This is a genomic window from Nocardiopsis ganjiahuensis DSM 45031 (assembly GCF_000341085.1).
Taxonomy (GTDB): domain Bacteria; phylum Actinomycetota; class Actinomycetes; order Streptosporangiales; family Streptosporangiaceae; genus Nocardiopsis; species Nocardiopsis ganjiahuensis.
In genome coordinates this window covers 484,966-510,215 of the sequence record NZ_ANBA01000002.1, presented here as the reverse complement: position 1 = coordinate 510,215, position 25,250 = coordinate 484,966, and the positions used below count along the sequence as shown (strand labels likewise).

The 25,250-nt window shown below is 71.7% G+C and carries 24 protein-coding genes; 14 read left to right on the top strand and 10 right to left on the bottom strand.

The window, feature by feature from the left end:
• Positions 1-56: 56 nt before the first annotated feature.
• Positions 57-965, bottom strand: coding sequence for an alpha/beta fold hydrolase (locus tag D458_RS0102865; protein WP_026118935.1), 909 nt, complete (start codon positions 963-965; stop codon positions 57-59).
• A gap of 65 nt (positions 966-1,030) precedes the next feature.
• Complete coding sequence (locus D458_RS0102860) at positions 1,031-2,548, bottom strand: DEAD/DEAH box helicase (RefSeq protein ID WP_193374590.1); 1,518 nt, start codon at positions 2,546-2,548, stop codon at positions 1,031-1,033.
• A 666-nt stretch (positions 2,549-3,214) separates the two neighbouring features.
• Between D458_RS0102860 and D458_RS0102855 the strand changes: the two genes are divergently transcribed.
• From D458_RS0102855 to D458_RS0102845, 3 genes are all read left to right on the top strand, one after another.
• The gene (locus D458_RS0102855; protein WP_026118933.1) at positions 3,215-3,913 is read left to right on the top strand and encodes a ferritin-like fold-containing protein; all 699 of its coding nucleotides are present in this window, start codon (positions 3,215-3,217) and stop codon (positions 3,911-3,913) included.
• A gap of 162 nt (positions 3,914-4,075) precedes the next feature.
• Positions 4,076-4,387 (top strand): DUF6401 family natural product biosynthesis protein, encoded by a 312-nt coding sequence (locus D458_RS0102850; protein WP_017585214.1) that lies wholly within the window; start codon positions 4,076-4,078, stop codon positions 4,385-4,387.
• A gap of 265 nt (positions 4,388-4,652) precedes the next feature.
• Positions 4,653-4,895 carry a hypothetical protein gene (locus D458_RS0102845; protein WP_017585213.1) on the top strand — a complete coding sequence of 81 codons (243 nt, stop codon included), beginning with the start codon at positions 4,653-4,655 and terminating at the stop codon, positions 4,893-4,895.
• A 104-nt stretch (positions 4,896-4,999) separates the two neighbouring features.
• Here D458_RS0102845 and D458_RS0102840 read toward each other — a convergent pair whose 3' ends face one another.
• The 3 genes from D458_RS0102840 to D458_RS0102830 form a co-directional block, all read right to left on the bottom strand.
• On the bottom strand, positions 5,000-5,800 hold the full coding sequence (locus D458_RS0102840) for a mechanosensitive ion channel family protein (protein WP_017585212.1): 801 nt from the start codon (positions 5,798-5,800) through the stop codon (positions 5,000-5,002).
• Positions 5,801-6,107: 307 nt separating this feature from the next.
• Complete coding sequence (locus D458_RS0102835; RefSeq protein ID WP_026118932.1) at positions 6,108-6,755, bottom strand: TetR/AcrR family transcriptional regulator; 648 nt, start codon at positions 6,753-6,755, stop codon at positions 6,108-6,110.
• 169 nt (positions 6,756-6,924) lie between these two features.
• A complete protein-coding gene (locus D458_RS0102830; protein WP_026118931.1) occupies positions 6,925-7,155 on the bottom strand; it encodes a hypothetical protein in 231 nt (76 codons plus the stop codon).
• A gap of 242 nt (positions 7,156-7,397) precedes the next feature.
• On the opposite strand from D458_RS0102830, the gene moeZ reads away from it, so the two are divergent.
• The 3 genes from moeZ (at position 7,398) to D458_RS0102815 (ending at position 10,001) form a co-directional block, all read left to right on the top strand.
• The gene (gene moeZ, locus D458_RS0102825) at positions 7,398-8,561 is read left to right on the top strand and encodes an adenylyltransferase/sulfurtransferase MoeZ (RefSeq protein WP_017585209.1); all 1,164 of its coding nucleotides are present in this window, start codon (positions 7,398-7,400) and stop codon (positions 8,559-8,561) included.
• Between the two features lie 138 nt (positions 8,562-8,699).
• Complete coding sequence (locus tag D458_RS0102820; RefSeq protein ID WP_017585208.1) at positions 8,700-9,086, top strand: SPW repeat domain-containing protein; 387 nt, start codon at positions 8,700-8,702, stop codon at positions 9,084-9,086.
• Positions 9,087-9,194: 108 nt separating this feature from the next.
• Positions 9,195-10,001 (top strand): alpha/beta fold hydrolase, encoded by an 807-nt coding sequence (locus D458_RS0102815; protein WP_017585207.1) that lies wholly within the window; start codon positions 9,195-9,197, stop codon positions 9,999-10,001.
• Here the strand turns inward: D458_RS0102815 and D458_RS32815 are convergent.
• Positions 9,952-10,866: a DMT family transporter gene (locus D458_RS32815; protein ID WP_017585206.1), complete on the bottom strand. Its 915-nt coding sequence runs from the start codon at positions 10,864-10,866 to the stop codon at positions 9,952-9,954. The two genes, D458_RS0102815 and D458_RS32815, sit on opposite strands and share 50 nt — an antisense overlap.
• A 137-nt stretch (positions 10,867-11,003) precedes the next feature.
• On the opposite strand from D458_RS32815, the gene D458_RS0102805 reads away from it, so the two are divergent.
• From D458_RS0102805 to D458_RS0102795, 3 genes are all read left to right on the top strand, one after another.
• Entirely contained in the window at positions 11,004-11,351 is a 348-nt protein-coding gene (locus D458_RS0102805; RefSeq protein ID WP_017585205.1) for an MGMT family protein, read from the top strand.
• Positions 11,352-11,437: 86 nt separating this feature from the next.
• Entirely contained in the window at positions 11,438-14,617 is a 3,180-nt protein-coding gene (locus D458_RS0102800; protein ID WP_017585204.1) for an ATP-dependent helicase, read from the top strand.
• Positions 14,610-18,257, top strand: coding sequence for a UvrD-helicase domain-containing protein (locus D458_RS0102795; protein WP_017585203.1), 3,648 nt, complete (start codon positions 14,610-14,612; stop codon positions 18,255-18,257). The genes D458_RS0102800 and D458_RS0102795 overlap by 8 nt, the downstream gene beginning before the upstream one ends.
• 105 nt (positions 18,258-18,362) lie before the next feature.
• On the opposite strand, the gene D458_RS0102790 is transcribed toward D458_RS0102795, so the two are convergent.
• Positions 18,363-19,004 carry a DUF4333 domain-containing protein gene (locus tag D458_RS0102790; RefSeq protein WP_017585202.1) on the bottom strand — a complete coding sequence of 214 codons (642 nt, stop codon included), beginning with the start codon at positions 19,002-19,004 and terminating at the stop codon, positions 18,363-18,365.
• A 165-nt stretch (positions 19,005-19,169) separates the two neighbouring features.
• A complete protein-coding gene (locus D458_RS0102785; RefSeq protein ID WP_017585201.1) occupies positions 19,170-19,706 on the bottom strand; it encodes an EF-hand domain-containing protein in 537 nt (178 codons plus the stop codon).
• A gap of 106 nt (positions 19,707-19,812) precedes the next feature.
• Here D458_RS0102785 and D458_RS0102780 point away from each other — a divergent pair, with 106 nt between their 5' ends.
• From D458_RS0102780 to D458_RS0102765, 4 genes are all read left to right on the top strand, one after another.
• Complete coding sequence (locus tag D458_RS0102780) at positions 19,813-20,034, top strand: hypothetical protein (protein ID WP_017585200.1); 222 nt, start codon at positions 19,813-19,815, stop codon at positions 20,032-20,034.
• A 13-nt stretch (positions 20,035-20,047) separates the two neighbouring features.
• Positions 20,048-20,830, top strand: a complete 783-nt coding sequence (locus D458_RS0102775; protein WP_040702068.1) for a GntR family transcriptional regulator — start codon at positions 20,048-20,050, stop codon at positions 20,828-20,830.
• Between the two features lie 108 nt (positions 20,831-20,938).
• Complete coding sequence (locus D458_RS0102770) at positions 20,939-22,054, top strand: TIGR03364 family FAD-dependent oxidoreductase (protein WP_017585198.1); 1,116 nt, start codon at positions 20,939-20,941, stop codon at positions 22,052-22,054.
• Between the two features lie 2 nt (positions 22,055-22,056).
• Entirely contained in the window at positions 22,057-22,767 is a 711-nt protein-coding gene (locus D458_RS0102765) for a phosphonatase-like hydrolase (protein WP_051049557.1), read from the top strand.
• 66 nt (positions 22,768-22,833) lie between these two features.
• Here the strand turns inward: D458_RS0102765 and D458_RS0102760 are convergent, their stop codons facing one another.
• Entirely contained in the window at positions 22,834-23,316 is a 483-nt protein-coding gene (locus tag D458_RS0102760) for an SRPBCC family protein (RefSeq protein ID WP_017585196.1), read from the bottom strand.
• Positions 23,317-23,353: 37 nt separating this feature from the next.
• A complete protein-coding gene (locus D458_RS0102755; protein ID WP_026118928.1) occupies positions 23,354-23,701 on the bottom strand; it encodes an ArsR/SmtB family transcription factor in 348 nt (115 codons plus the stop codon).
• 84 nt (positions 23,702-23,785) lie between these two features.
• On the opposite strand from D458_RS0102755, the gene D458_RS0102750 reads away from it, so the two are divergent.
• Complete coding sequence (locus D458_RS0102750; RefSeq protein ID WP_017585194.1) at positions 23,786-25,168, top strand: dipeptidase; 1,383 nt, start codon at positions 23,786-23,788, stop codon at positions 25,166-25,168.
• Positions 25,169-25,250: the final 82 nt, after the last annotated feature.

Genomic DNA, 25,250 nt, shown 5'->3' with positions numbered 1-25,250 from the left:
ACACAACGGTGCCGCCGTCCCTCTCGGGGCGGCGGCACCGTTGCGTACGGGATCGGTCAGCGGCGGCCGACGGACTCCGTCTCGTTCCAGAAGGAGGTCAGCGCGCTGCAGGTGGTCTCGGGGGCCTCGACGTTGGGGGAGTGGCCGGCGCCGGGGATCACCAGGCGCCTGGCGTCCAGGCGCGCGGCCATCTCGTCCTGCTCGGCCAGCGGCCAGGCGTCGTCGTTCTCGCCGTAGAGCACCAGCTTGGGCGCGTCCACCTCGGCCAGTTCGTCGATGCGGTCCAGTGCGCCCAGCAGGTCCTCGGCCATGCGGATCAGGGCCAGGGCGCTGCTGCTCAGGAACCGGTCGCGGAGGAAGCCCACGACCTCGGGCTTGGGCGAACGGCCGCGGGCCTCGGCCTCGAAGCGTTCGTCCCACAGCTCCTGGAGGCGTTCGGCGGTGGGGTTCATCGAGAGCGCGGCGATGAGGTTGCGCGCCCGGACCGCACCCGGCCCGCTCAACGAGCCGGGGCCGGAGCACATCAGGGTGAGGGAGGCCAGCGGGGAGTACTCGGTCAGTGCCGCCTCGCGGGACACCAGACCGCCGAAGGAGTGTCCCACCAGGTGCACGGGGCCGCCGTCACCGACCTGGTCCAGGACCTCGGAGACCACCCCTCCGAGCGAGGAGAGGCGGTAGTCGGGAAGCTCCACCCCCGGTGGCGGGGTGAGGGTCTCGGGGCCCGGCGAACGGTAGGTGCCGGGCAGGTCGATCGCCACCACCTCCCGCCCGGCCTGGGCCAGGCTCTGGAGGAGGGCGATGAAATCCTCCTTGCTGCCGGTGAAACCGTGCACCAGGACAGCAGGGGTCAACTCCGTGCCGCCGGAGGTGGGCAGAGCCCGGAGTGCGGCTACCGGACCGTACGAAAGACGCAGGTCCGTGCGCCGCACACCCGGCGGCAGATCGAGGAACTCAGGTGTACTCACGTCGGGCCACCCTAGTCGGTCGGCGTACCGACCCGGGAGCACCCGACGTCGAATACGGGGGGTCGTCAGGTGTTCTCGGGGTCCCGGCGCACTCCGCCGCGGGTGCGGCGGCGACGACGGATCTTGCGGGCGCCGTCTCCGTCAGCGGACTTCTCGGGGCCGCCGGCGGGAGCGTCGGCCTTGACCGTGGTCTTGGCCGCCGAACTCTCGGCCGGGGCCGAGCCCTCGCCGTTGCGGGTGCGTCGGCGTGAGCGGTTGCGACCGCCTCCGGCGCCGCCACCGCTGCCACCGCTGCCACTGCTGGTGCCGGTGCTGCGTCGGCCGCCCGGCTCCTTGCGGTCGCCACGACCCCGGCGGCCGCCGCGGTCGCCGCCGCGCGCCTGACCGGTGTCGCCGATGTCCTCGACCTCCTCGGCCTCCAGACCGGCGAACTCACCGCGCTTGTCGGCGGCCAGCCTGCCCTTGGTCCCCTTGGGGATGCCCAGGGCCTCGAAGAAGTGCGGCGAGGTGGAGTAGGTCTCCTCCGGCTCGGCGCAGTCCAGCTCGAGCGCGCCGTTGATCAGCTTCCAGCGCGGCATCTCCTGCCAGTCCACGAACGTGACCGCGGTGCCCGTGCGCCCCGCGCGACCGGTACGGCCGATGCGGTGCGTGTAGGTCTTCTCGTCCTCGGGCGTCTCGTAGTTGACCACGTGGGTCACGTCGTCGACGTCCAGGCCGCGGGCGGCCACGTCGGTGGCGACCAGGATGTTGATCTTGCCGTTGCGGAAGGCGCGCAGGGCGCGTTCGCGCTGGCTCTGGCCCAGGTCGCCGTGGACGGCCGCGGCGGCGAAACCGCGGTCGTTGAGCTCACCGGCGACCCGGTCGCACGCCCGCTTGGTCTGGCAGAACACCATGCTCTGGCCGTGGTCCTTGGACTGCAGGAGCCGGGCCAGCATCTCGGGCTTGTCCATCTGGTGCGTGCGGAACGCGTGCTGGGCGATCCGCTTCGTGATGGCCGAACCGTCGATCTCGTTGTCGTCGCCGGCCCGCACGTGCGTGGGCTGACGCAGGTAGTTGCGCGAGAGCGTGACGATCTCGCTCGGCATGGTGGCCGAGAAGAGCATCACCTGGCGCTCGGTGGGGATCTTGGTGAGGATGCGCTCGATGTCGGGGAGGAAACCCAGGTCGAGCATCTTGTCGGCCTCGTCCAGGACCACGGCCGCGACCTCGTCCAGACGCAGGTGCTTCTGGTTCTCCAGGTCCAGCAGACGGCCCGGGGTGCCGACGACGACGTCGACGCCCTCCTTGAGCCCGTTGATCTGGGGCTCGTAGGAGCGGCCGCCGTAGACGGTCAGGATCCGGCCGCCGCTGCGCTTGCTCGCGGTGGTCAGGTCGGCGGCCACCTGGATGGCCAGCTCACGGGTGGGAACCACGACCAGGGCGCGCGGCCGCTTGGACGTGCCGGGCTTCTCCTGGGCGCGCTGGAGAAGGGGAAGACCGAAAGCGAGGGTCTTGCCGGTACCGGTGCGCGCCTGGCCGATGATGTCGCTGCCGTGCAGCGCGATCGGCAGAGCCAGTTCCTGGATCGGGAAGGGTGCGATGATCCCCTCGGCCTCGAGGGCGTCGGAGAGTTCGGGGCTGACACCCAGGTCACGAAAGGTGGTGCCGGGTGTTGTCTTGACTTCTGTGCTGCTCAGGGCTCAAGCCTCCATCTAGGCGGGCCGCAGCGTTGTTCGTGGCCGCGGCGGGGTGCGGTCGCGAGCGGCTTGCTGGCCGCCGCGGAGGGCGCGGCTCACCCGGTTCCCGCTTTGGCGAGGGAGCCGTGGTGGCGCTGCCGACTGGACCCGCGCGGCCCGGGGGGTGACCCTTGCCGCGATGTCTCGGTTCCATCCGCTGGTTTGTCGTGTGCGGTGCGTAGCTGGGCGCGTGGGCCGTTGCTCCCTCACGCCGCACTGCTCGTGAGGACACGTTCTGGTGTCCGGCTGGCACATCGCTGGGCGCCCGCGTCCGCGGCGCCGGAACGTGTTCGCGGGAGGGCCCGCGTCGCGGGGGTGCGGGACGCGGCGCCGCGATCATGCACGCCGGTCATCACGCTGAGTCTAGCTGCTGGTTCGCCCGGTGCACATAGCAGTTCCCTGTGCTGTGGACCCTGCAGTTCACCGTGCTCTGGACGGCGGTGACCGTACCCGCTCCCAGCGTGTACAACCGCCCTCGGGGGGCGTTTAGTCCCCGGTTGGGTGCCGGAGAGGCCGGGCGATACCCTGGCGGGCATGACCAAAGGCCCCTCTGCCGAATCCGGCGTGATCGATCTGCTCGGACTGCTCGCCTACGCCGAGCTCGGTTCCTTCTTCCGTCTCGCCGACGACGCCGGGTTGGCGCCCTCGCTGCGGACCAAGGGACAGCTGGCCGGTCTGGCCGCCACCGAGCAGAACCACTACCAGGCGCTCCGTGGGCGCCTGGTGGAGCTCGGGGTGGACCCGGAGGAGGCCATGGCGCCCTTCATCAAGCCGCTGGACGCCTGGCACGAGCGCACCGAGCCGCAGAGCTGGCTGGAGAGCCTGGTCAAGACCTACGTCGGTGACGGCATCGCGGGTGACTTCTATCGCAAGGTCGCCGAGCTGGCCGACGCGGACACCCGCGCGCTGGTCGAGGACGTGCTCGCCGAGACCGACCGGGCGGAGTTCGTCGCCGCCCAGGTGCGCGCCGCCCTGGAGGAGAACCCGAAACTGGCCGGCCGCCTGTCCCTGTGGGCCCGCCGCCTGGTCGGTGAGGCGCTGAGCCAGGCGCAGGCGGTGGCCGTGGACCGGCCCGAGCTGGCCGCGCTGCTGGCCAAGGACAAGAAGGTCGCGGAGAAGGCCGCGAAGGCGGGGGACTCCGGACTGGGCGACCTCGCCGCGGTCAGCCGGATGTTCGCCTCCCTCACCGAGGGCCACGCCGCGCGGCTCACCGCGATGGGGTTGGCCGAATAGGGCTTACTGCCCGGGTTTCGTGCCTGACGGGTGTTTGACCAGAACTTGGCCCGGCTTGGTCAAGGGCGGGTAATTTCCAACACATTCGTTACGATCCATTGGTCCGGCGCACATAGAGTCGATGGAGTTCCCCGTCTCCTGACCACGCGAGTAGGTACTTCCATGCCCCGTGGGACCTCCGTGCGCCATCCGCTGGCCGGACTCACCCGTGACTTCCACAAGATCGGCCCCCTCGAGGGTCCGGTAGAGCCCTGGATGAGCGCTGAGCTGGACCAGCACGCCGCGCAGGTGTGCGAAGGCATCGTCTCCGGCGGCGCCGAACTCACCGCCGACACTCTCGGAACGTACCTCCACGGTTTCCTCGACGGCTGCCTCGAGCGCGGCTGGGACTCCGAGGACGCCGACTACGACTGGGAGACCCTCCGTATTCTCGCGATCTGCCGGCTGGCGAAGGACCGCGGTTTCGTCCGCTAGGTTGGTGACGTCCGTAGGCGGGTGTGATCTATGACGCGGGACCTCCCGCGCTCGTCGCCCTGTCGGTTCTCCGGCGAAAAGCCGTTGCTGGGCGTACGCTGAAACGTGCCGGTGAACCCACGGCGGTCGCCCCCGGCCCGGTTCGCCTGGACGGAACCAGCGGCCTGCGGAATGCAACCTGGCATTCACGGTGTTATCAGGGTCCAGCGGTTCCCGGTCACCGTACTGGCGGAGCGGCCCGAAGAGCCGCGAGAAAGGAATGCGAATGAGGAGCGGTCGGCATGGGGCGGCGCGCCCACCGGTCGGCGTCCTGATCCAGCAGGATCGCGTCGACTTCGCGCTTTTCGCACTGATCTTCGTCGTCGCACTCGCGTCGATGGTGTTCACCGGGCCCGGAAGCATCGTCTTCTGGCTGGCCTTCCTGCCGATGATCTCCATCGGTGTGCTGGTGTGGCGGCGTATCGAGCACCTCGCCCGGTTGGAACTGCGCGACTCCGAGTTCCTGTGACGCAGGCGTCGCACCGGCGACGCACACGACGAGGGCGAGGCCGCGCGGCCCCGCCCTCTCTCTGTCCTGGGATTCTCTGTGTCCTGCGAACTCGCGCCTGGCGGCTACGGGGTGGACTCACCGCCCCGGGTGCCCTGACCCGGCAGGCTGGTGGCTCCCTCCCTCGCCTCCTCGTCCCTGACGGCCTCGGAGGCCGGACGGCTCATCGCAGCCTCGCGTCCGGCCTGGTAGCTGGTCTCGTCACCGATCCGCCCGGTCTCGCGCTCGGCGGCTTCCAGCCAGCGCGACCAGCGGGACTGCATCGGCTTGATCAGACCACCGCCGACACCGACGACCAGGATGCCGCCGACCGTCGCCAGCACCGCGACCAGCACCGGCAGGGTGACGGACACGGCCACACCCATCTGGTTCAGCGCGGCGATGACACCGAGGGCCAGGATGGCCACAGCGGCCACGTTGGCCAGGATGCGCCCGTAGGACAGTCCACCCAGGGCGCCGCTGACGAGATCCCGGACGGCCTTGGCGATCATGGCCGTCACCACGAGGATCACGAGGGCCACGATGCCGTGCGGGATCCACGCGATGACGTCGCTGAGCAGTGTGCTGACCGGGTTCGGCCCGAAGACGTTGAACGCCATCGTCAGGACGAACAACAGGCCGACGTAGTAGATGATCTTCCCGCCCAGCTCACTGGCGGTCCAGCGGCTGCGCTCGAAGTACTCGGCCACACCCCCCCGGTGCAGCGCGCGGTCCAGTCCGACGCTGTGCAGGCCCTTGGCGACGGCCTTGCCCACGAACCAGGCGATGATCCAGCCCAGTACGAGGATCACCAGGAAGCCCAGCAGCGACGGCACGAAACCCACAATCGCCTGCCAGGCGTCCATCAGGCCCTGACCCATGTCCATACGTCTTCACCCCCGAATCGCTGGTTCCGCCCGGTGCACCGGTGGCCGGTGTCGGGCGGATACGGCGAAGAGAAGCGCGTTACTTCTCATTTCCGCGATACCCGTAGGGCGGGGGTTGAACCGTTTGTCGGGCCGCTGAGGCTTTGATTGCACAGCCTTTGTCGAAGAATGGGAAAAGCGTGGTTCGCTTTCCGTGCAGAATTCGAGAAAATGCGCGATCCGCGTATGTCGGAAAAGTGTGTTCCGAGAAAGGAGGACCCCCGGCGCGCTTTCGCGGCCGGGGGTCGAGCCTGTGGCTGTCGGGGCGTCAGTCCTCGAACTCGGCCTCTTCGCTGGAACGGGTGAGGTCCCAGCCGCTGATCCCGCGCCAGGCCAGCCGGGCCACCAGTTGCTCGGCGGCGTTCTGGGGGACCGAACCGTGGTTGTTCAGCCAGTACCGGGCGCTGGTCTCGGCCATGCCGACCAGGGCGATGCTCAGCAGGTGAGCCTCCTCGTCGGAGATGCTGGTGTCCTGACGGATCACCTTGCCGATCAGCTCCGCGCAGCGCTGGAACGTCTGCTCGCTCTTCTCCCGTACGGCGGGCAGGTTGCGCAGGTCGGACTCGAAGACCAGCCGGAACGCCTCCCCGTCACCCGCGACGAAGTCGAAGTACGCCTGGAAACTGGCGGTGACGCGCTGACGGTTGTCGTCGGTGCTCTCCAGCGCCTCCCGCTGTTTCTCGACCAGGGCCTCGGAGTGTTCCTCCAGAAGGGCCAGGTAGAGCTCCAGCTTCCCGGGGAAGTGCTGGTACAGAACCGGTTTGCTGACACCCGCGCGGTCCGCGATCTCGTCCATCGCCGCCGCGTGGTAGCCGCGGGCGACGAAGACCTCCTGAGCTGCTGCCAGGAGCTGGCGGCGGCGCCTGACCCGGGGCAAGCGGGTGCCCCGGGCGCGGGCGTCTGAAGGAGCTGTCACACCCACACCCTCCGAACTCGGCATGGCAGATGCACACCATTCACCGGACATCTGCGTGGCTAACGCTGTCGGACGCGGCCTCGGCTCTGTGTCGCGGCCCGCAGCTTTTCCCTCATCCTACTCCCGCGTAGGTTCGATGTGGGCGGCGGGAAGCGACCGTTGTCCCGGATCAGCGGTGTTCTTCCTCGTCAAGGCCCGCGTCCCGGGCCTGTTCGATCACGTCCGCCTCGTCGGCCTCGGCGAAGGCCTCACCCGGGGTCTCCTCGGTCCAGTCGTCGAGGTCGTCGGCGCCGGCCGGGGCGCGCTGTTCGGCCGCGTCCGCCTCGGGCACGGCCGCGGTCGGGTCCTCGGCCGCCGCTGCGGCGCGCCCTCTCTTCCCACTGTGATCGGAAGATGCCACGGGGTCCTCCCAACATCGTCGCGGAGCGTACGAGCGACACTACCCGCGGGAGGGGAGGCCCACACGGAATGAACTCGCGGCCCGCCCTGGTTGAGGGGGCAGGAGGCCGGTGGACGCGACGCGGACCACGCCTCCCCGGGGTGGGAATGGAAAACCCCACCCGTTAGGTTGGGTATAAGTGCAAGCAGCTTCGCGCACCGCCCCCGGATGCGAAGCGACCCGAACAGTCATGAGGAGTCACCGTGTCGCTGCCGCCGCTGGTCGAACCAGCCGCAGAGCTGACCGTGGACGAGGTGCGCCGTTACTCGCGTCACCTGATCATCCCCGATGTGGGCATGGACGGACAGAAGCGCCTGAAGAACGCCAAGGTGCTGGTCGTCGGCGCCGGCGGCCTCGGTTCCCCGGCCCTGCTCTACCTCGCCGCCGCTGGTGTGGGCACACTCGGCATCATCGACTTCGACGTCGTCGACGAGTCCAACCTCCAGCGCCAGATCATCCACGGCCAGACCGACGTCGGCCGGCCCAAGGCCGAGTCCGCCCGGGACAGCATCAAGGAGGTGAACCCCAACGTCGAGGTCGTCCTGCACCAGGACCGCCTGGAGTCCGACAACGCGTTGGAGATCTTCGCCGGCTACGACCTGATCCTGGACGGCACCGACAACTTCGCGACCCGTTACCTGGTCAACGACGCCGCCGTCCTCCTGAACAAGCCCTACGTGTGGGGTTCGATCTACCGTTTCGACGGCCAGGTCAGCGTCTTCTGGAACGAGTACGGGCCGCAGTACCGCGACCTCTACCCCGAGCCCCCGCCGCCCGGCATGGTCCCCTCCTGCGCCGAGGGCGGCGTCCTGGGCGTGCTGTGCGCCTCCATCGGCTCGGTGATGGTCAACGAGGCGATCAAGCTGATCACCGGTATCGGCGACCCGCTGGTCGGCCGTCTGCTCATCTTCGACGCCCTCGAGATGACCTGGCGCGAGGTCAAGGTCCGCAAGGACCCGGACACCGAGCCGGTCACCGAGCTCATCGACTACGAGGCCTTCTGCGGCGCCGTGTCCGAGGAGGCCACCGAGGCCGCTCTGGACTCGACCATCACCGCTCCGGAGCTCAAGGAGCTCCTGGACCGCAAGCCCGACGACATCTTCCTCGTCGACGTGCGCGAGAAGAACGAGTACGAGATCGTCAGCATCCCGGGTGCCACGCTCATCCCCAAGGGTGAGTTCCTCAACGGCAAGGCCTTCGAGCAGCTGCCGCAGGACAAGCGGGTCGTCCTGCACTGCAAGTCCGGCGTGCGTTCGGCCGAGGCCCTGGCCGCGGTCAAGGCCGCCGGGTTCTCCGACGCCGTGCACGTGGGCGGCGGCGTGCTGGCCTGGGTCAACCAGGTCGACCCGAGCCTGCCCACCTACTAGCTTCACCAGTTCTCCCCGAACGGCGCCGGGTCCTCCCGGCGCCGTTCGGCATTCCCGGCTGCCCGGAGTGGGTACAAGTCACCCACGGGACGAGGCGTCGACCACCGGCGCTCGTCCCCGACGCAAGGAGGTGGCGTTATGCGTGAGAAGGGACGCTGGGCGGACTGGGCGGCGGTCGCGCTCGGTCTCGTGGTGGGTCTGAGCTGGGTCGGACACGGGATGCTGGGGTTCTCGGGAGGCCTGTTCTTCGTGCTGGGACTGGGGGTCGTCCTCGCCGCGACACTGTCGCTGACCCGCCCCGGTCTGCTGGCCAGTGAGGCCGGTGTGATCGCCGGCGGGCTGCTGCTGTTCCTCCTGCCGTGGCTGCTCGGGTTCACCCACATCACCGGGGCAGCGATGACCGCGTGGATCGGCGGCGGGGCCATCGCGCTCCTGGGCGTCTTCGGCCTGGTCATGGCGAGGTCGGCGCGCAGGCGCGACCCCGAACTGGCCTGGGGCACCCACAGCAACGCCGAACCGGAGTAGCCGGCACAGCCCTGGCCCCGGAGTGGTCCCCGCCCTCTCCGGCCCCTCCCGGAGAGGGCCGTGAGAGGGTGCTGGTGTCCAGGACAAGCAGCACAGGGGAGATCCACCGTGATCACGGGCGAGCTCGGTGAGAGCATCCGGTACACCGAGCACGGTGATCCGCACGGCGAGCCGGTGGTCCTGCTCGCGGGGTTCAAGGCCCCGGCGGGTTCGTGGCGCTTCCAGGTCTCCGCGCTGGCCGCGGCGGGGTTCCGGGTGTTCGCGGTCGACCTGCCGGGGCACGGGGGCACGGCCCTCCCGGTCGGCACCGACATGGGGGTGCGCGGGCGCGACCTGCACACCTTCCTCACGACGGCGGTCACCGGACGTGCGCACCTCGTGGGCGGGTCGATGGGCGGCAACACCCTGTGGTCCTACGCGGAACAGTTCGGCACCGACCGCGTCGGTCGGATCGTGATCGCCGACCAGACCCCCAAGATGCTCAACACCCCGGACTGGCCGCACGGGTTCTACGGGTTCACCGAGGAGAACGCGGACACCTACTTCGACGACGGCATCCCCGGCACCGGGCACGGGGTGCCGCTCCGGCGGCGCGGTATCGCGGCCGTGCGGCTGCTGGCCGCGATGCGGGGGACCGATCCCGCCCTGACCGGGCCGGAGAAGGAGCTGCTGCGCGACCACGCCGGCCGCGACTGGCGTTCGGTGATCGCGGGCGCGGACGTGCCGGCCCTGTTCGTGGCGGGCGCGCAGAGCGAGTTCTGGCCCGGCGGGCACGCGGCCGCAGCGGCCGCCCTGAACCCGAGGGCCTCCGCGGCCGTCGTGGAGCGGGCGGGGCACGGGGTCAACATGGAGCGCCCCAGGGCCTTCAACCACGGACTCGTGGAGTACCTGAAGCGCGGTCCGGCCGCGGGCTGACCCGACGCGAGACGGCCACACCGACCAGACAGAGCGCCCCGCCGAGCAACGCGCCCGGCACGGGTGTCTCGCCCAGCAGGGCCCAGGACATGGCCACCACCAGGGCAGGGACCAGGTAGGTGGTGGCGCCCAGTCGTCCGGCAGGCATCCGGGACAGCGCGAACGCCCAGGTGGTGAAGGCCAGCGCGGTCGGGAACAGCCCGAGGTAGACGAGGGTCGCCGTGGCCTGCCACGGGGCGGCCGCGGCCTCGGTCACCAGGACCCCGCCGAAGGGCAGGCAGCACAGGGTGCCGACCAGGCAGGCGTAGGCGGTGACCTGCAGGGCGTCGGCGTGCCGCAGGGCCGGTTTCTGGGCGACCACGCCGATCGCGTAGCCGACCGCCGCCACCAGGCAGAGGAGCACTCCCAGGGCGGAGGAGCCCTCGTGTCCGGCGGTGGACAGTCCGATCACCGCGGCGCCGCCGAAGGCGACGGCGGTCCCGACGGCCAGCGGCCGGGGCAGGCCCTCACCGAGCAGTCGGGCGCTGAGCAGGGCGATCAGCACCGGGCCCAGGTTGACGACCAGTGCTGCCGTACCCGCGTCCACCTGCTGCTCTCCCCAGTTGAGCGCCACCATGTACACGCCGAACCACAGCACCCCCGACCAGAGGATGCCGGGCCAGGCGGCGCGCGGCGGCAGCCCTCGCCCGGTGAGCAGCACGATCAGGAACAGGACGAGGGACGCGGTGGCCAGGCGGCCCAGGGCCAGGGCGCCGGGGGAGAAGTACTCGCCCGCGGCGCGGATGGCGACGAACGCCGAGGCCCACAGGACGACGGTGGTGGCGGCAGCGGCGAGCGCCGCTCGGGAGGCGGTTGTTCCGGTCATGGCCCGACCCTAGGAGCGGGAGGGTTCGGCGCTCACCGAAACGTCGCGGTGTCCAGGTCCAGCAGAGAGCGCACGGGCCGTGCGTCCGGGGCCGGGCCCGGCGGCGGGTGTCGGCGGGGATGGCTAGGCTCGGTCCCATGGTTGAACCCCACCCCTCAGGACCCGAGGCCGACGGGGAGGCCGTCGACGAGTACACCGAGGAGGTCCTCTCGGTGGTCGAACGGATCCCGCCGGGCCGTGTGATGAGCTACGGCGACATCGCCGAGTACGTCGGCCGCGGCGGACCCCGGCAAGTGGGATCCGTCATGTCCCGGTGGGGCGGGGGCGTGCCCTGGTGGCGGGTGGTGCGCGCGGACGGGCGCCCCGCAGAGGGGCACCTCGTACGGGCCCGGTCCCACTACGCGGCGGAGGCCACCCCGATGCGTCCGGGAAGTGACCGTGTGGACATGCGGGAAGCCCGGTGGGACGGGGGAAGCGAAGACTGACGAGCCGCCTGTTTCCTCCGGACGCGTCCGGGATGGTCGTCCGCCTCTGGTGAACTGGAGGCGTGAACACATCCCCGTACCGTCTTGTGCGGCGCGCCCACCAGGTGCAGCCGCCTCCGGTGCTGGACGAGAACCAGCAGCGCGTGGTCGACCACCCGGGCGGGCCGCTGCTCGTCCTGGCGGGCCCCGGGACCGGCAAGACCACCACCGTTGTCGAGGCCGTGGTCGACCGCATCGACAACCGCGGCGTGGACCCCTCACGCATCCTGGTGCTCACCTTCAGCCGCAAGGCCGCCCAGGAACTGCGTGAGCGCATCACCGGCCGCCTGCGCCGCACCACACGCGAACCCCTGGCGCTGACCTTCCACAGCTACGCCTACTCCCTCATCCGCCGTGAGTTCCAGCGGATGGGTGACCTGCCGCCCCGGCTGCTGTCCGGGCCCGAGCAGCTCATGGAGGTCCGTGAACTGCTGACCTGGGAGTCCCAGGACGGCGCGCACGAGTGGCCCGAACGGCTCCGGCCCGCCCTGGAGACCCGCGGCTTCGCCGAGGAGCTGCGCGACTTCCTCATGCGCGCCCAGGAACGCGGGCTGGGCCCCGCCGAACTGGCCCGGGAGGCCGCCGAGCGCGGTCGCGACGACTGGGCCGCCGCGGCCGGGTTCCTCGCCCGGATGAACGGCCGCTTCGACATCGCTCCCGTGCCCACGCTCAACTACGCCGAGCTGGTACGGGTGGCCGCCAACATGCTCTCCGACCCCGAGGTGCAGCAGCGCGAGCGCGCCGCCCACGAGGTGGTGTTCGTCGACGAGTACCAGGACACCGACCCCGCCCAGGAGGAGCTCCTGCGCGCCCTGGCCGGGGACGGCCGCGACCTCGTCGCGGTCGGCGACCCCGACCAGTCCATCTACGCCTTCCGCGGTGCGGAGGTCGACAACATCCTCGACTTCCCCAGCCGGTTCCCCACCCTGCAGCGCACCGACGCCCCGGTGGTGGCGCTGCGCACCTGCCGCCGCAGCGGCTCCACCCTGCTCGCGGCCTCGCGCGGCCTCACCCGCCGGCTGCCGGCCGTGGCCGCCGCGCGGGGCCGGGTCAACGCCCACCGCGACCTCGTCCCGGCCGAGGGCGTCCCCGACGGCGAGGTGCACGTCCTGATGGCCGACAGCGCCACGCAGGAGGCCGCGGTGGTCGCCGACACCCTGCGCCGCGCCCACCTGGTGGACGGGGTCCCGTGGTCGGACATGGCGGTCCTGGTGCGCTCCTCCAGCCGCCAGCTCCCCGTGCTCCGCCGGGCGCTCACCGCGGCCTCGGTGCCGGTGGTCGTGGGCTCCGACGACCTTCCGGTGGCGGCCGAACCCATCGTCCGCCCGATGCTCGCTCTGATCCGCTACGGCCTGCGCCCCGAGGAGCTCGACGACGACTCCGCGCGCGAACTCCTGATGAGCCCGTTCGGCGAGGCCGACACGGTGCGGTTGCGAAGGCTGGTGCGCGCTCTGCGCCGCCTGGACCTGGACCGCGTCGGTGGGACCCCGAGCGACGGCGGGGCCTCCGGTGACAGCGGCGACTCCGCGGGCACCGAGCCCACCGGCTACCGTCCCTCCGCGCGCCTGCTCGTGGACGCCCTGCGCGACCCGCGCGAACTCACCCTGGTGGACCCCGCCGTCGCCGCGCCCGCCAACCGCGTGGCCAACGCCCTGCGCACCGTGCGGGACCTGACCGCCAAGGGCGCCGACGCCGAGCAGGTCCTGTGGGAGCTGTGGCGCGACAGCGGCCTGGCCGACCGGCTGCTCCGCGCCAGCCTGGCCGGGGGGCGCCGGGGCGCCGCCGCCGACCGCGACCTCGACGCCGTGGTGGCGCTGTTCGAGAGCGCCGCGCGTTACTGCGACCGGCTTCCGCCCGGCACCCCCGACGGCTTCCTGGAGGACCTGGCCGCCCAGGAGATCCCCGGGGACAGCCTCGCCGAACGCGCCCCCGAGGGCGAGGCGGTGCGCATCCTCACCGCCCACCGCTCCAAGGGCCTGGAGTGGGAGCTGGTCGTGGTGGCCGGAGCCCAGGAGGGCGAGTGGCCCGACCTGCGCCTGCGCGGCTCCCTGCTGGGCGTGGAGGAGCTCGTGGACGCTCGGAGCCACTCCGCGGACTCCTTCGGCGCCGCCCTGGCCTCCAAACTCCTGCACGAGGAGCGCCGACTGTTCTACGTGGCGCTCACCCGCGCCCGCCGCACCCTCTACGTCACCTGTGTGGGCGGCGAGGACACCGACGAGCGCCCCTCCCGCTTCCTCAACGAGATGGGCCGGGGCGACCCCGAACAGGTCAGCACCGGCCGCCGCTGGCTCTCCCTGCCCGCGCTCGTCGCCGATCTGCGCTCCGTGGTCACCGACCCCGACGCCCCCGGGCCGCTGCGCGAGGCCGCCGCCGCCCACCTGGCCCGCCTGGCCGAGGAGGGCGTCCGGGGCGCGGACCCGGCCGAGTGGTACGCGCTCACCCCCTTCACCGACGACCGCCCCCTCTCCGATCCCGAGGACACCATCCGGGTCTCGCCCTCACAGGTGGAGAGCTTCACCAACTGCCAGCTGCGCTGGCTGCTGGAGCGCGCCGCCGGGGCCTCCTCCGGTGACTCCGCCTCAGCGCTCGGCACCGTCGTGCACGCCGTGGCCGTCCTGGTCGCCCAGGGCAGCAGCGCGGAGGAGGTCGGCGCCCGCATGGACGAGATCTGGGCCGACCTGGACTTCGGCGGCCCCTGGCAGGCCGACAAGCAGCGCGACCGCGCCGACGAGATGGTGCGCAAACTCGTCACCTGGGACGCCACCAACGACCGCGAGCTGGTCGTCACCGAGGAGGGCTTCAAGGTGGACGTCGGCGGCATCGAGATCACCGGCCGCGTGGACCGCCTCGAACGCGACGCCGAGGGCCGCGCCGTGGTCGTCGACATCAAGACCGGCGGCACGAAGGCCGACGACCTGGCCCGCCACCCCCAGCTCGGCGTCTACCAGATGGCCGTGCTCAAGGGCGCCTTCGCCAAACTCGGCCTGGCCGAACCCGGCGGAGCCACGCTCGTGCAGGTCGGCAAGGCCGCCTACACCAACAAGGCACGCGAACAGGCCCAGCCGCCCCTGGGCGAGGACCCCGACTCCGGATGGGCGCAGAACCTCGTGCACGAGGTCGCCACCGGCATGGGCGGGTCCCGCTTCACCGCCACCCGCAACACCGGATGCAACTCGTGCGCCGTACGCGCCTGCTGCCCGGTCCAGGACGAGGGCCGACATGTCTGAACCCACCCCCGGGGCCGCCGATTCCGCGGCCTCCGACGCCTCCGGGCCCCGCTTCAGCCCGGCCGAACTCGCCCGGCTGCTCAAGCGGCCCGAACCCACCACCGAACAGGCCCAGGTCATCTCGGCGCCGCTGGAACCCGGCGTGGTCATCGCCGGAGCGGGTTCGGGCAAGAGCGAGACCATGGCCTCCCGCGTGGTCTGGCTGGTCGCCAACGGGCACGTGCGGCCCGAGCAGGTCCTCGGTCTGACCTTCACCCGCAAGGCCACCGCGGAGCTGGCCGAGCGCGTGCGCAAACGCCTGGAACAGCTGCGCGCCACCGAGCTGTTCCCCGAGGAGCTGCTGGACGGCGAACCCACCGTCTCCACCTACAACGCCTACGCCGGGCGCATCGTCGCCGACCACGCCCTGCGCGAGGCGGTCGAGCCCACCTCGCGGCTGCTCAGCGAAGGGCAGGCCTGGCAGCTGGCCGCCCGGATCGTCGGCGAGTACGACGGCCCCATGGACCACGTGAACGTCGGCGCCGACACCGTCACCCGGCGGGTCCTGGACCTGTCCGGGCAGATCTCCGACCACCTCACCACCACCGACCAGGTGCGCGGCATCGGCCGCTGGATCCAGGCCGGGGTGGACGCGATGCCCCGCAAACCGACCAAGGAGACCCGGGAGCTCGTGGACACCCAGCGCCGCCGCGAGGAGCTCCTGCCGCTGGTGGACCGGTACAACCACGCCAAGCACGCCCGCGAGGCCATGGACTTCGGCGACCAGATGGCACTGGCCGCGCGCATCGCCCAGAACCACGCCGAGGTCGGGCTCATCGAGCGGGGCCGCTTCCGCGTGGTTCTCCTCGACGAGTACCAGGACACCAGCCACGCCCAGCTGGTGCTGCTGCGCGCGCTGTTCGGCGAGGGCCACGCCGTCACCGCCGTCGGCGACCCCTGCCAGTCCATCTACGGCTGGCGCGGGGCGATCGCCGCCAACCTCACCAGCTTCCCCACGGACTTCCCGGCCGCGCCCGGGCGGCCCGCCTCGGTGCGCCGGCTGTCGCTGAGCTTCCGCAACGGCGAGCGTGTCCTGAACGTCGCCGAGCGCATCTCCGAACCGCTCCGGGCCGAGGCCGCCGACGTCCCGGTCCTGCACCCCGGCCCCGCCCGCCGGGACCGGGGCACCGCCCTGGCCGCCCTGTTCTCCACCGAGACCGAGGAGGCCGCGTGGATCGCCGACCAGGTGCGCCGCCTGGTCGAGGCCGGCGCGGAGGAGCCCGGCGGGACGGTGTTCGCACCGGACGGCCGGGCCTGGCCCGAAGGTGAGGCCGGGGGCGGCGCGGACGGCAAGGTCAGCCCCGGTGACATCGCGATCCTGTGCCGCAAACGCTCCCAGTTCCCGCCGCTGCGCGAGGCCCTGGAGGCCCACGACATCCCCGTGGAGGTCGTCGGCCTGGGCGGGCTCATGCTCGTGCCCGAGGTCCGCGACATCATCGCCACGCTGCGGGTGGTCCACGACGCCTCCGCAGGGAACGAGCTGGCCCGCCTGCTCACCGGACCGCGCTGGCGGATGGGCCCCCGCGACCTGGCCGCACTCGGCAGGCGCGCCACCGAACTGGCCCGTCACACCCGCCGCGATCTCACCGGACCGGCCGGAGAGGAAGGGAGGGAGGGTTCCGAGGAGGGCACGGAGGACCTGCTGCGGCGGACCGTCCTGGACCTGACCGCCGAGAGCGGCAGCCTGGTGGACGCCGTCGACGACCCCGGGCCGGCCTCGAACTACTCCGCGACCGCCTACGAACGGCTGGGCCGGCTGGCCGAGGAGCTGCGCAGCCTGCGCAAGCTCGTGGGGCAGCCCCTGCCGGACCTGATCACCGAGATCGAGCGCATGCTCGGCCTGGACATCGAGGTGGGCGCCCGTACCCATCGCGATCCGCTCTCGGCCCGCGCGGACCTGGACGCCTTCGTCGACCACGCCGTGCGGTTCGTGGGCAACACCGAAGACCCCACACTGGGGAGTTTCCTGGGATACCTGAACGCCGCCGAGGAGAACGAGAGCGCGCTCAGCCCGGGCGAGCGGGTCGGTGGTTCGGACAGCGTCAAGCTCATGACCATGCACGGGGCCAAGGGTCTGGAGTGGCCGGTGGTGATCGTGCCGGGGGTGAGCGCGGGCAAACGGGCTCCGCTGTTCCCGGCCAAGGCACGCGACTCCCTGGCCTGGGTGAAGGCCGACCACCTGCTTCCGTACCCGCTGCGCGGCGACCGTTCCAGCCTGCCCGCCCTGCGGGGTGTGGAGAAAGCCGACATCGCGGCCTTCAAGGCGGCGGAGGAGGCCCGCCACCTGATGGAGGAGCGGCGGCTGGCCTACGTGGCGGTCACCCGGGCTTCCTACGCCCTGGTGTGCACCGGCCACTGGTGGGGACGGACCGGCAGTTCCTGGCGGGGCCCGTCGGAGTTCCTGGAGGAGGTCCGGGAGGCCTGCGAGAAGGGTGCTGGAAGCGTGGTCCGCTGGGACCCGCCGCCGGATCCCGAGGACACCAACCCGCACGACGAGGAGGAGTCCTCGGCCGTGTGGCCCCCGACCGAACTGGTCGGAGCCGAACAGGGCGGGGCGGAGAGCGGACCGGAGCATGCCTCCGTCGCTGCCGTGGACCCGGCGTCCGTCCCCGACTTCGAGTTCGGCCCAGAGCCGGATTTCGAGTTCGAGCCGGAGTACGACCCCGACCACGACGGGGGGTCGGTGCCCGACTACGAGCCCGAGCCCGCCTTCGAGCCCGCCCTCGAGTCCGTTCCTGAGCCCGGGACCGTGTTCGAGCCCGGCCCCGTACCGGCGGCCCCGCCCACCGCGGACGATCGCCGCGCCCAGATCCTGGCCGGGGCCGACCTGGTCGAACGTGCCCGCGCCCGGATGCGTGAGGGCAGGCCCGCCGGCCCCAGGAAGACCCCCGAGGGTCTGCGCCGCCGGCTCCAGGGGTGGGAGCGCGACACCGAACTGCTGCTGGCCCATCGCGAGACCGAGTCCGCCGCTCCCGGGGACGGGACCGTCCAGGTGGAGCTGCCCGCCCACCTGTCGGTGTCCTCGATGGTCTGGCTGGCGCGTGACCCCTCCGCGCTCGCCCGCCAGATCCGCAGGCCGTTGCCACGGCCGCCCGCCCCCCACACACGGCGGGGGACCGCCTTCCACACCTGGCTGGAACAGCGCTTCGGCCAGAACGCCACACTGCTCGACGAGCTCCCGGGGGCTGCCGACGAGACGGCCGGAGAGGACGAGGACCTCGCCGAACTCCAGAGGAAGTTCGAGGAGAGCGAATGGGGTCCGCGTGTTCCGGTGGAGGTCGAGGTCCCCTTCGAGACCGTCATCGGCGACCGGTTGATCCGGGGCCGCATGGACGCTGTCTTCCACGACGCCGACACGGGGCGCTACGACGTCGTCGACTGGAAGACCGGCCGTCCGCCCAACACCCGGCTCGAGCGCAGGGCCGTGGGCGTGCAGCTGGCCGCGTACCGGCTGGCCTGGGCCGATCTGGCCGGGGTGGGCCTGGAGGAGGTCCGTGCGGCCTTCCACTACGTGAGAGCGGGGGAGACCGTGCGCCCCGCCGACCTGTTGGACGCCGAGGGCCTGGCGGAGCTGATCACCGACATCCCCGAACCGGGGTGAGTGCCGTACCCGGCTGAACGCCCGGATCCGGGCGCGCGACCGGCTCCGGAACCGGGGACGCGGCGGGGGCCTGTGGCGGGCCCCCGCCGCGTTGTGCCGTGAGGGCTACTCGTCGAAGTGGATGTCCCAATTGACGGTGTCGCCCTCCACGGAGGTCACCGTGACGGTGATGTCGTTCATGACGCCGTTCTCGGTGAACGTGCAGCCCAGCGAAGCCCCCACCTGCGCGAGGAGGTGGGTGTCACTGCAAGTGAAGTTGTCGACGGTGTGGCCGGCGGCCTCCAGCGCCACGGTCGTCTGGTTGATGACCTCCGTGTTGGCGACCTGGCCGCCGCTCGCGGAAGCGGCGGAGCTGTCCTCCCCGGCCGCGGAGTCGTCCTGGGTCGCAGGCTCCTCCGCGGCGGTGTCGTCGGCCGGGGCGTCGTCGACGACGACGTCCCACAGGACCTCGGAGTCCTCGACCGAGGTCACGGTGACGGTGGCGCCGATGCTCTCGCCCCCGTGGGTGAGTTCGCAGCGGATCTCGGCACCGACCTCCGCGGGGAGGTCCTCGGAACAGGTGAAATCGTCGGGGGTCTGACCGACCTGCTCGGCGAGGATCTCGCTCGACTTCTCGGCGACCTCGTCGGCGGAGACGGAGCCGGGCCCGCCGATGCTGAAGTCGAACGAGCAGCCGGTGACCAGCAGCAGGGGGAGCGCGCCCAGCGCTGCTCCGGTGACGAACCGACTACGTTTGACCTGCCGCATTGCGGCCTCCTAGATGTAGGTGGCGGTATACCACAAGAAGTGACGACGGCAACGGCCCGACGGTTCCGGCGTCGGATGCTCCGATACCTTTTCGTTCTCTCTTGCGTGTTCTGTTGACTCGGGGTATGCGAGGGGATGCGCTGCGCCGCGGGGGCGGCCCGCGGGTCAGACGACGCCGAAGACGAAGCCCCCGGGGGAGTCGATGTCGTCGCCGAACAGGTACTGGCGGGCGGACAGCACGAACTCCTCGCGGCTGATGTCGCCGTCGCCGTCGGTGTCCACGTGGGCGAAGCGCTTGCGGGCGTCCGCCTCCTGGGCGCCCAGGACGCCGGCGTAGACCAGGAACTCCGTTTCGCTGATCCGGCCGTCGCCGTCGGCGTCGAGCAGGTCGAAGACCGCCTCGGCCACGGCCTCGGCCGCGTTCGAGCGGCTGCGGTCCTCGGCCGCGGCGTGCATGGCGGACACGAACCGGTCCCGGTCGAGCCGCTCGTCGTCGTTGGCCCGGACCAGCTTCTTCCACAGGGACACGTACGCCGTCTGGATCGCCTGGGCCCGGGGAGCGGAGGCCTCGAGGCTGTAGCCGGACAGGTAGCGGTACACCAGTCGCTGGTAGTCCGCCCAGGTCACGGCTTTGTCGCCGTCGGTGTCCAGGGTGTCGAAGAGATCACTGAACCGGGCTGCGATCTGGGGGTTGGTGCTCACGGAGTCCTCCTGTGCGGGGCGGGTCCCTCCCGTCCCCTGTGGTCAGAGTCCCGGGGGACGCAAAAGGTTCCCTGCGAGACCGGCGGGTCCGCTCTAACCTCGGGGCATGCCGAAACAGCGCAGACGCAAGGAACGCGAACGGCGAGAGAACGAGCGGCGCCGCCGTCGCGAGGCGGAGGGCCGCTGGGAGGTGGTGTTCGAGACCACGGACCCGGACGAGATGCGCGCCCACCGGGACGGTTCCGACGCGGAGCTGCGCGTGGAAGTCCTCTGCGGGCGGTTGCGGCAGCCCACCTGGTACCGGATCAGCCGACTCGTTCCGCGGTGACGGCTGGGGGACAATGGCGCGCGTGTCAGAGACAGGTATCCCTCAGGACGGCGGGTCGCCCGTGCGCGCGGGCGTGCCCGAGCACGGGCGCGTGCCCAAGTACTACGCGGTGCGCCTACTGGTCACCGAGCTGGTGGACGGCCTGCCCGAGGGGCGGGTCCTGCCCACCGAACGCGAGCTGGCCGAACGCTTCGGTGCGGCCCGGGAGACCGTCCGCCAGGCGTTGAGGGACCTGTTGTTGGAGGGCCGCCTGCGCCGTCGGGGGCGGGGTACCGCGGTCGCCGGGGCCAAGCTCGAACAACCCCTCTCCCTCGCCAGCTACACGGAGGGGGTGCGCCGCCAGGGCCGGTCTCCGGGGCGCACCCTGGTCGACCTGCGCAGCTGGCCGTGTCCGGCGAAGCTGGCGGTGGAGCTGGGCCTGGGGGAGGGCGAACCGGTCTGGCACATGGAACGGGTGCTGTGGGCCGACGACGAACGCGTGGGTCTGGAGTCCACCTACGTGGCGGTGGAGCGGGCACCGCGCCTGGACGTCGAGTTCGATCCCGACTCCAGCTTCTACTCCTACCTGCGGGAGCGGGGTGAGGCCTTCGCCGGCGCGGACGAACGGTTGGAGACCGTGCTGGCCACCCCGAGGGAGGCCCTGCTCATCGGTACCCCGCCCGCTTTGCCGATGCTGCTCATCCATCGGCTGTCCCGGGACGGTCAGGGGCGTCCGCTGGAACGGGTGCGCTCGCTGTACCGCGGGGACCGGTTCAGCTTCACCGCCCGGTTGGAACGATCCGACCCCGACTCTTGATAACGGAATGGCAACGGGTCTGGTCCAAAGTTCGGGGGTGGTTCATCCGGGCGTCTCCGACGGGAGCCGGTGCCTCCACCCGCGCCGGTCAGGCTCGGGCCCATGAGAGTGATCATCGTCGGTGCCGGGGTACTCGGCACCATGCACGCCTGGCAGGCGGTCTCCCGCGGGCACGAGGTCGTCCACATCGAACGCGAGGCCGCGGCCCGGGGCGCCTCCGTCCGCAACTTCGGCCTGGTCTGGGTGAGCGGTCGCTCCAGTGGCCCGGAGCTGGAGGCCGCGCTGCGCGCCCGCGAGCTGTGGGAGGGCATCGCCGAACGCGTCCCCGCCCTGGGCTTCCGGCCCTCCGGTTCGCTCACCGCGCTGACCACCGAAGCCGAACTCGCCGTCGCCGAGGCCGCGGTCCGGGGTCCCGACGCCGGGTCGCGCGACCTCCACCTCCTGGGGCCGGAGCGCGTCCGCGAGGTCAACCCGGCTCTGCGGGGTGATCTTCTGGGAGCCCTGTGGTGCCGGCGCGATGCCCAGGTCGAACCCCGTGTCGCGCAGAACGTCCTGCAGGCCGAGCTCGCCCGCAGCGGCCGCTACACCCTGCTGACCGGCCGTGAGGTCCGTGAGCTGCCGGGTCCCGGCGCGGTCCGCGACGACCACGGCGAGACCCACCGGGGCGACCAGGTCGTGCTGTGCACCGGCGCCTGGCTGGGCGGTCTGGTCCGCGAGCTGGTCCCTGACCTGCCCGTGCGCCGGGTCCGCCTGCAGATGATGCAGACCGCGCCCCTGGGCGAGACCCTGAGCACCTCGGTGGCCGACGCCGACAGCTTCCGCTACTACCCGGCCTACCGCGGCCCGGAACTGGACGCCCTCGACAGCGTGCAGCCCCAGCCCTCCACGGCGCGGGAACACGGCATGCAGCTGCTCATGGTCCAGCGCGCCGACGGCTCCCTCACGATCGGCGACACCCACGAGTACGAGCACCCCTTCTCCTTCGACACCGCCGAGGCCCCCTACGAGCACCTCGCCGGAGTGGCCGAACGCCTCCTCGGGCGCCCGCTGCCGCCGGTCCGCCGCCGCTGGGCCGGGGTCTACGCCCAGTGCACGGACGCCTCGGAGGTCGTCCACCGCGCCCCCGTCGCCGATTCCGCATGGCTGGTCACCGGCCCCGGCGGCCGGGGTATGACCTGTTCCCCGGCCATCGCCGAGACCACCGCTGACGAACTGGACTGGTGACCATGACCGACCACGAAGCCCACCTGGCCCTCGGAGCCCTCGCGAACCCCGTCCGCACCGAACTGGTCGTGCTGGACATGGCCGGAACCACGGTCGCCGACGACGGCCTGGTCGAGCGGGCCTTCCGGGCCGCCCTGCCCGACTTCACCGAGGCCGACCTCGCCCACGTGCGCGACACCATGGGCGAATCCAAGATCACCGTCTTCCGCCACCTCACCGGAGGAAGGGAGGAGCGTGCGCAGAAGGCCAACGCCGCCTTCGAGGCCGCCTACGCCGGACTGGTCGACGAGGGTCGCTGCGCACCGCTGCCCGGCGCGGAGGAGGCCCTGCGCCGCCTCCGTGAGGACGGCCGCGCCATCGCCCTGACCACCGGGTTCGCCCGGGACACCCAGGACCGCATCATCACCGCGCTGGGCTGGCGGCGCCTGGTCGACCTCACCCTGTGCCCGGCCGACGTCGGCGGGCGGGGCCGCCCCCACCCGGACATGGTCCTGGCCGCGGCCCTGCGTGCCCAGGTGTCGTCGGTCGCCGCCGTCGCGGTGGCCGGAGACACCGCCTCGGACGTGCGCACCGGCCGCAACGCCGGGGCCGGGACCGTCGTCGGGGTGCTGACCGGCGCCCACGACGCCGCCACGCTGGAGGCCGCCGGGGCCACGCACGTGCTCGGGTCCGTGGCCGCCCTGCCGGACCTGCTCACCGCGCGGGAGGGCTGAACCACAGGTGCCCCTCGCCGGGAAGGCCGGCGAGGGGAACCCCCGCAGTGCTGTGCGGCGCGGTCCTCAGGCGTCGAGCAGGTCGTCGATCTGTCCGAGCGCCGCGGTCATCCCCTCGTCCATGCCCATCTCGACCATCTTCTCCATGGCCTCGGCCGACTCGAAGGTCGAGCGCAGGACCATACGGGCGCCGTCGCCGTGCCCGCTGATCTCCACCCGCATGGTGACGGTCGGCATGCCCCCGGCCTCACCCGGCTCCTCCCCGAACCCGTCCAGGAACTCCAGCGAGGTCGGCCCCTCCACTGCCGTGATCCGCCACCAGCCGTGGTGCCGGTCCCCCTCCGGGCCGGTCATGAAGTAGGTGACGTCGCCCCCGGGCGTCAGCTCGTGCTTCTCCACGGTCGCCGGGTAGGTGGGCGGTCCCCACCACCGCTCCAGCTGGCGCGGGTCCGCCCACAGCTCCCACGTCCGTTCCACGCTCACCGGGAAGTCACAGGTCATGGTGAGGGTGCGGTTCTCGAAGTCCTTGTCGACGCTGGTGACGCTCATCGGGTCGGTTCCTCTCGTTCGTGTGCCCGCGGGGCGCTCAGGCGCCGAGTTCCTCGTCGAGGATCAGGGACATGCGGTCCACCCGTCCGCGCCAGAGGTCCTCGATCCGGTCGAGGGCGGCGCGGGCACGACGCACGGCGTCGGGTTCGGTGCGCACGAGCTGTTCCCGTCCGCGTCGTTCCTTGCTGACCAGGCCGGCCCGCTCCAGCACCGCGACGTGTTTCTGCACCGCCGCGAAGCTCATCGGGTAGTCCTCGGCCAGCCGTGACACCGACAGGCCGCCCTCCGCCGAGCGGTGCAGGATGTCGCGGCGGGTGGCGTCGGACAGGGCATGGAACAGCCGGTTCACGTGTTCGTCCTCGTTGGGCACGTTATCTACAACCATTTGGTTGTAGGTTACCCGGTCTCGTCCTCTTCGTCCAGGTTCTAAGGTCAAAGGCGACAATGATGTCCAGGACAAGGACGGCTGATGCACGCACGTGCCTACATCGAGGCCCACCGGGAAGAGTTCCTCGCCTCACTCAAGGAATGGCTGGCGATCCCCTCGATCTCCGCCGATCCCGAGCGCCACGACGACGTGCGCCGCTCGGCCCGCTGGCTGGCGGACCACCTCACCGCGGCCGGGTTCCCCACGGTCGAGGTCTGGGAGACCCCCGGTCTGCCCGCCGTGTTCGCCGAGTGGCGCGCCGCCGACCCCGACGCGCCCACCGTGCTCGTCTACGGCCACCACGACGTGCAGCCCGTGGACCCGCTGGAGGAGTGGGAGACCGAGCCCTTCGTCCCCACCGAACGCGGCACCTCCCTGTACGCGCGCGGCGCCTCCGACGACAAGGGCCAGGTCCTCTTCCACGCCCTGGGCGTGCGTGCCGCCCTGGCCGCGTCCGGAGCCGACGCCCCGCCGGTCACGGTCAAGCTCCTGGTCGAGGGGGAGGAGGAGTCCGGCTCCGTCCACTTCGCCGAGCTGATGAAGACCAACCGCGAGCGTCTGGCCTGCGACTTCGCCGTGATCTCCGACACCACCATGTGGGCGGCCGACACCCCCTCGATGTGCGTGGGCATGCGCGGTGTGACCGACGTCGAGATCAGCCTGTACGGCCCCGAGCGCGACCTGCACAGCGGTTCCTTCGGCGGTGCCGTCCCCAACCCGCTCAAGATCATGAGCGACCTGCTCTCCGGCCTGCACGACGCCGACAACCGTGTCGCGATCCCCGGTTTCTACGACGGCGTCGTCGAGGCCGGCGCGGAGGAGCGCGAGCTCATCGCCCGCCTGCCCTTCGACGAGAAGGAGTGGCTGGCCACCGCAGCCTCCACCGCCGCGCGCGGTGAGAAGGACTACAGCACCCTGGAGCGCGTCTGGCTGCGGCCCACCGCCGAGATCAACGGCATGTGGGGAGGCCACACCGGCGCGGGCGGCAAGACCATCGTCCCCCGCTCCGCGCACGCCAAGATCAGCTTCCGCCTGGTGCCCGGCCAGGAGCCGCTGCGCGTCCAGGACCGCGTCCGCGAGTACGTCGAGGCCAACACCCCCGACGGCGTCACCGCAGAGCTGGAGTTCGGCGGCCCGGGCGTGCGCGCCTGCGCCTCCGACCTGTCCTCCACCGCGCTGAAGGCCGCCCGCTCCGCCATGGGCCGCGCCTTCGGCAAGGAGGTGCTGTTCACCCGGGAGGGCGGCAGCGGCCCCGAGGCCGACATCGCCGAGATCCTCGAAGCCCCGCTGGTGTTCGTGGCCGTGGGCCTCAACGAGGACCGCATCCACGCCCCCAACGAGAAGGTCGAGATGCCCCTCCTGCTGAAGGGCGCCGAGAGCGTCGCCTACCTGTGGGAGGAACTGGGCGCCGCCAAGGAGGTCTGACCCGCCGGGCGCGGCCGCCGTCCCACCGCGGCGGCCGCCCGGTTTCGCGAACGGGAGTGCGCCCGGCCCCCGGAGGCGTTAG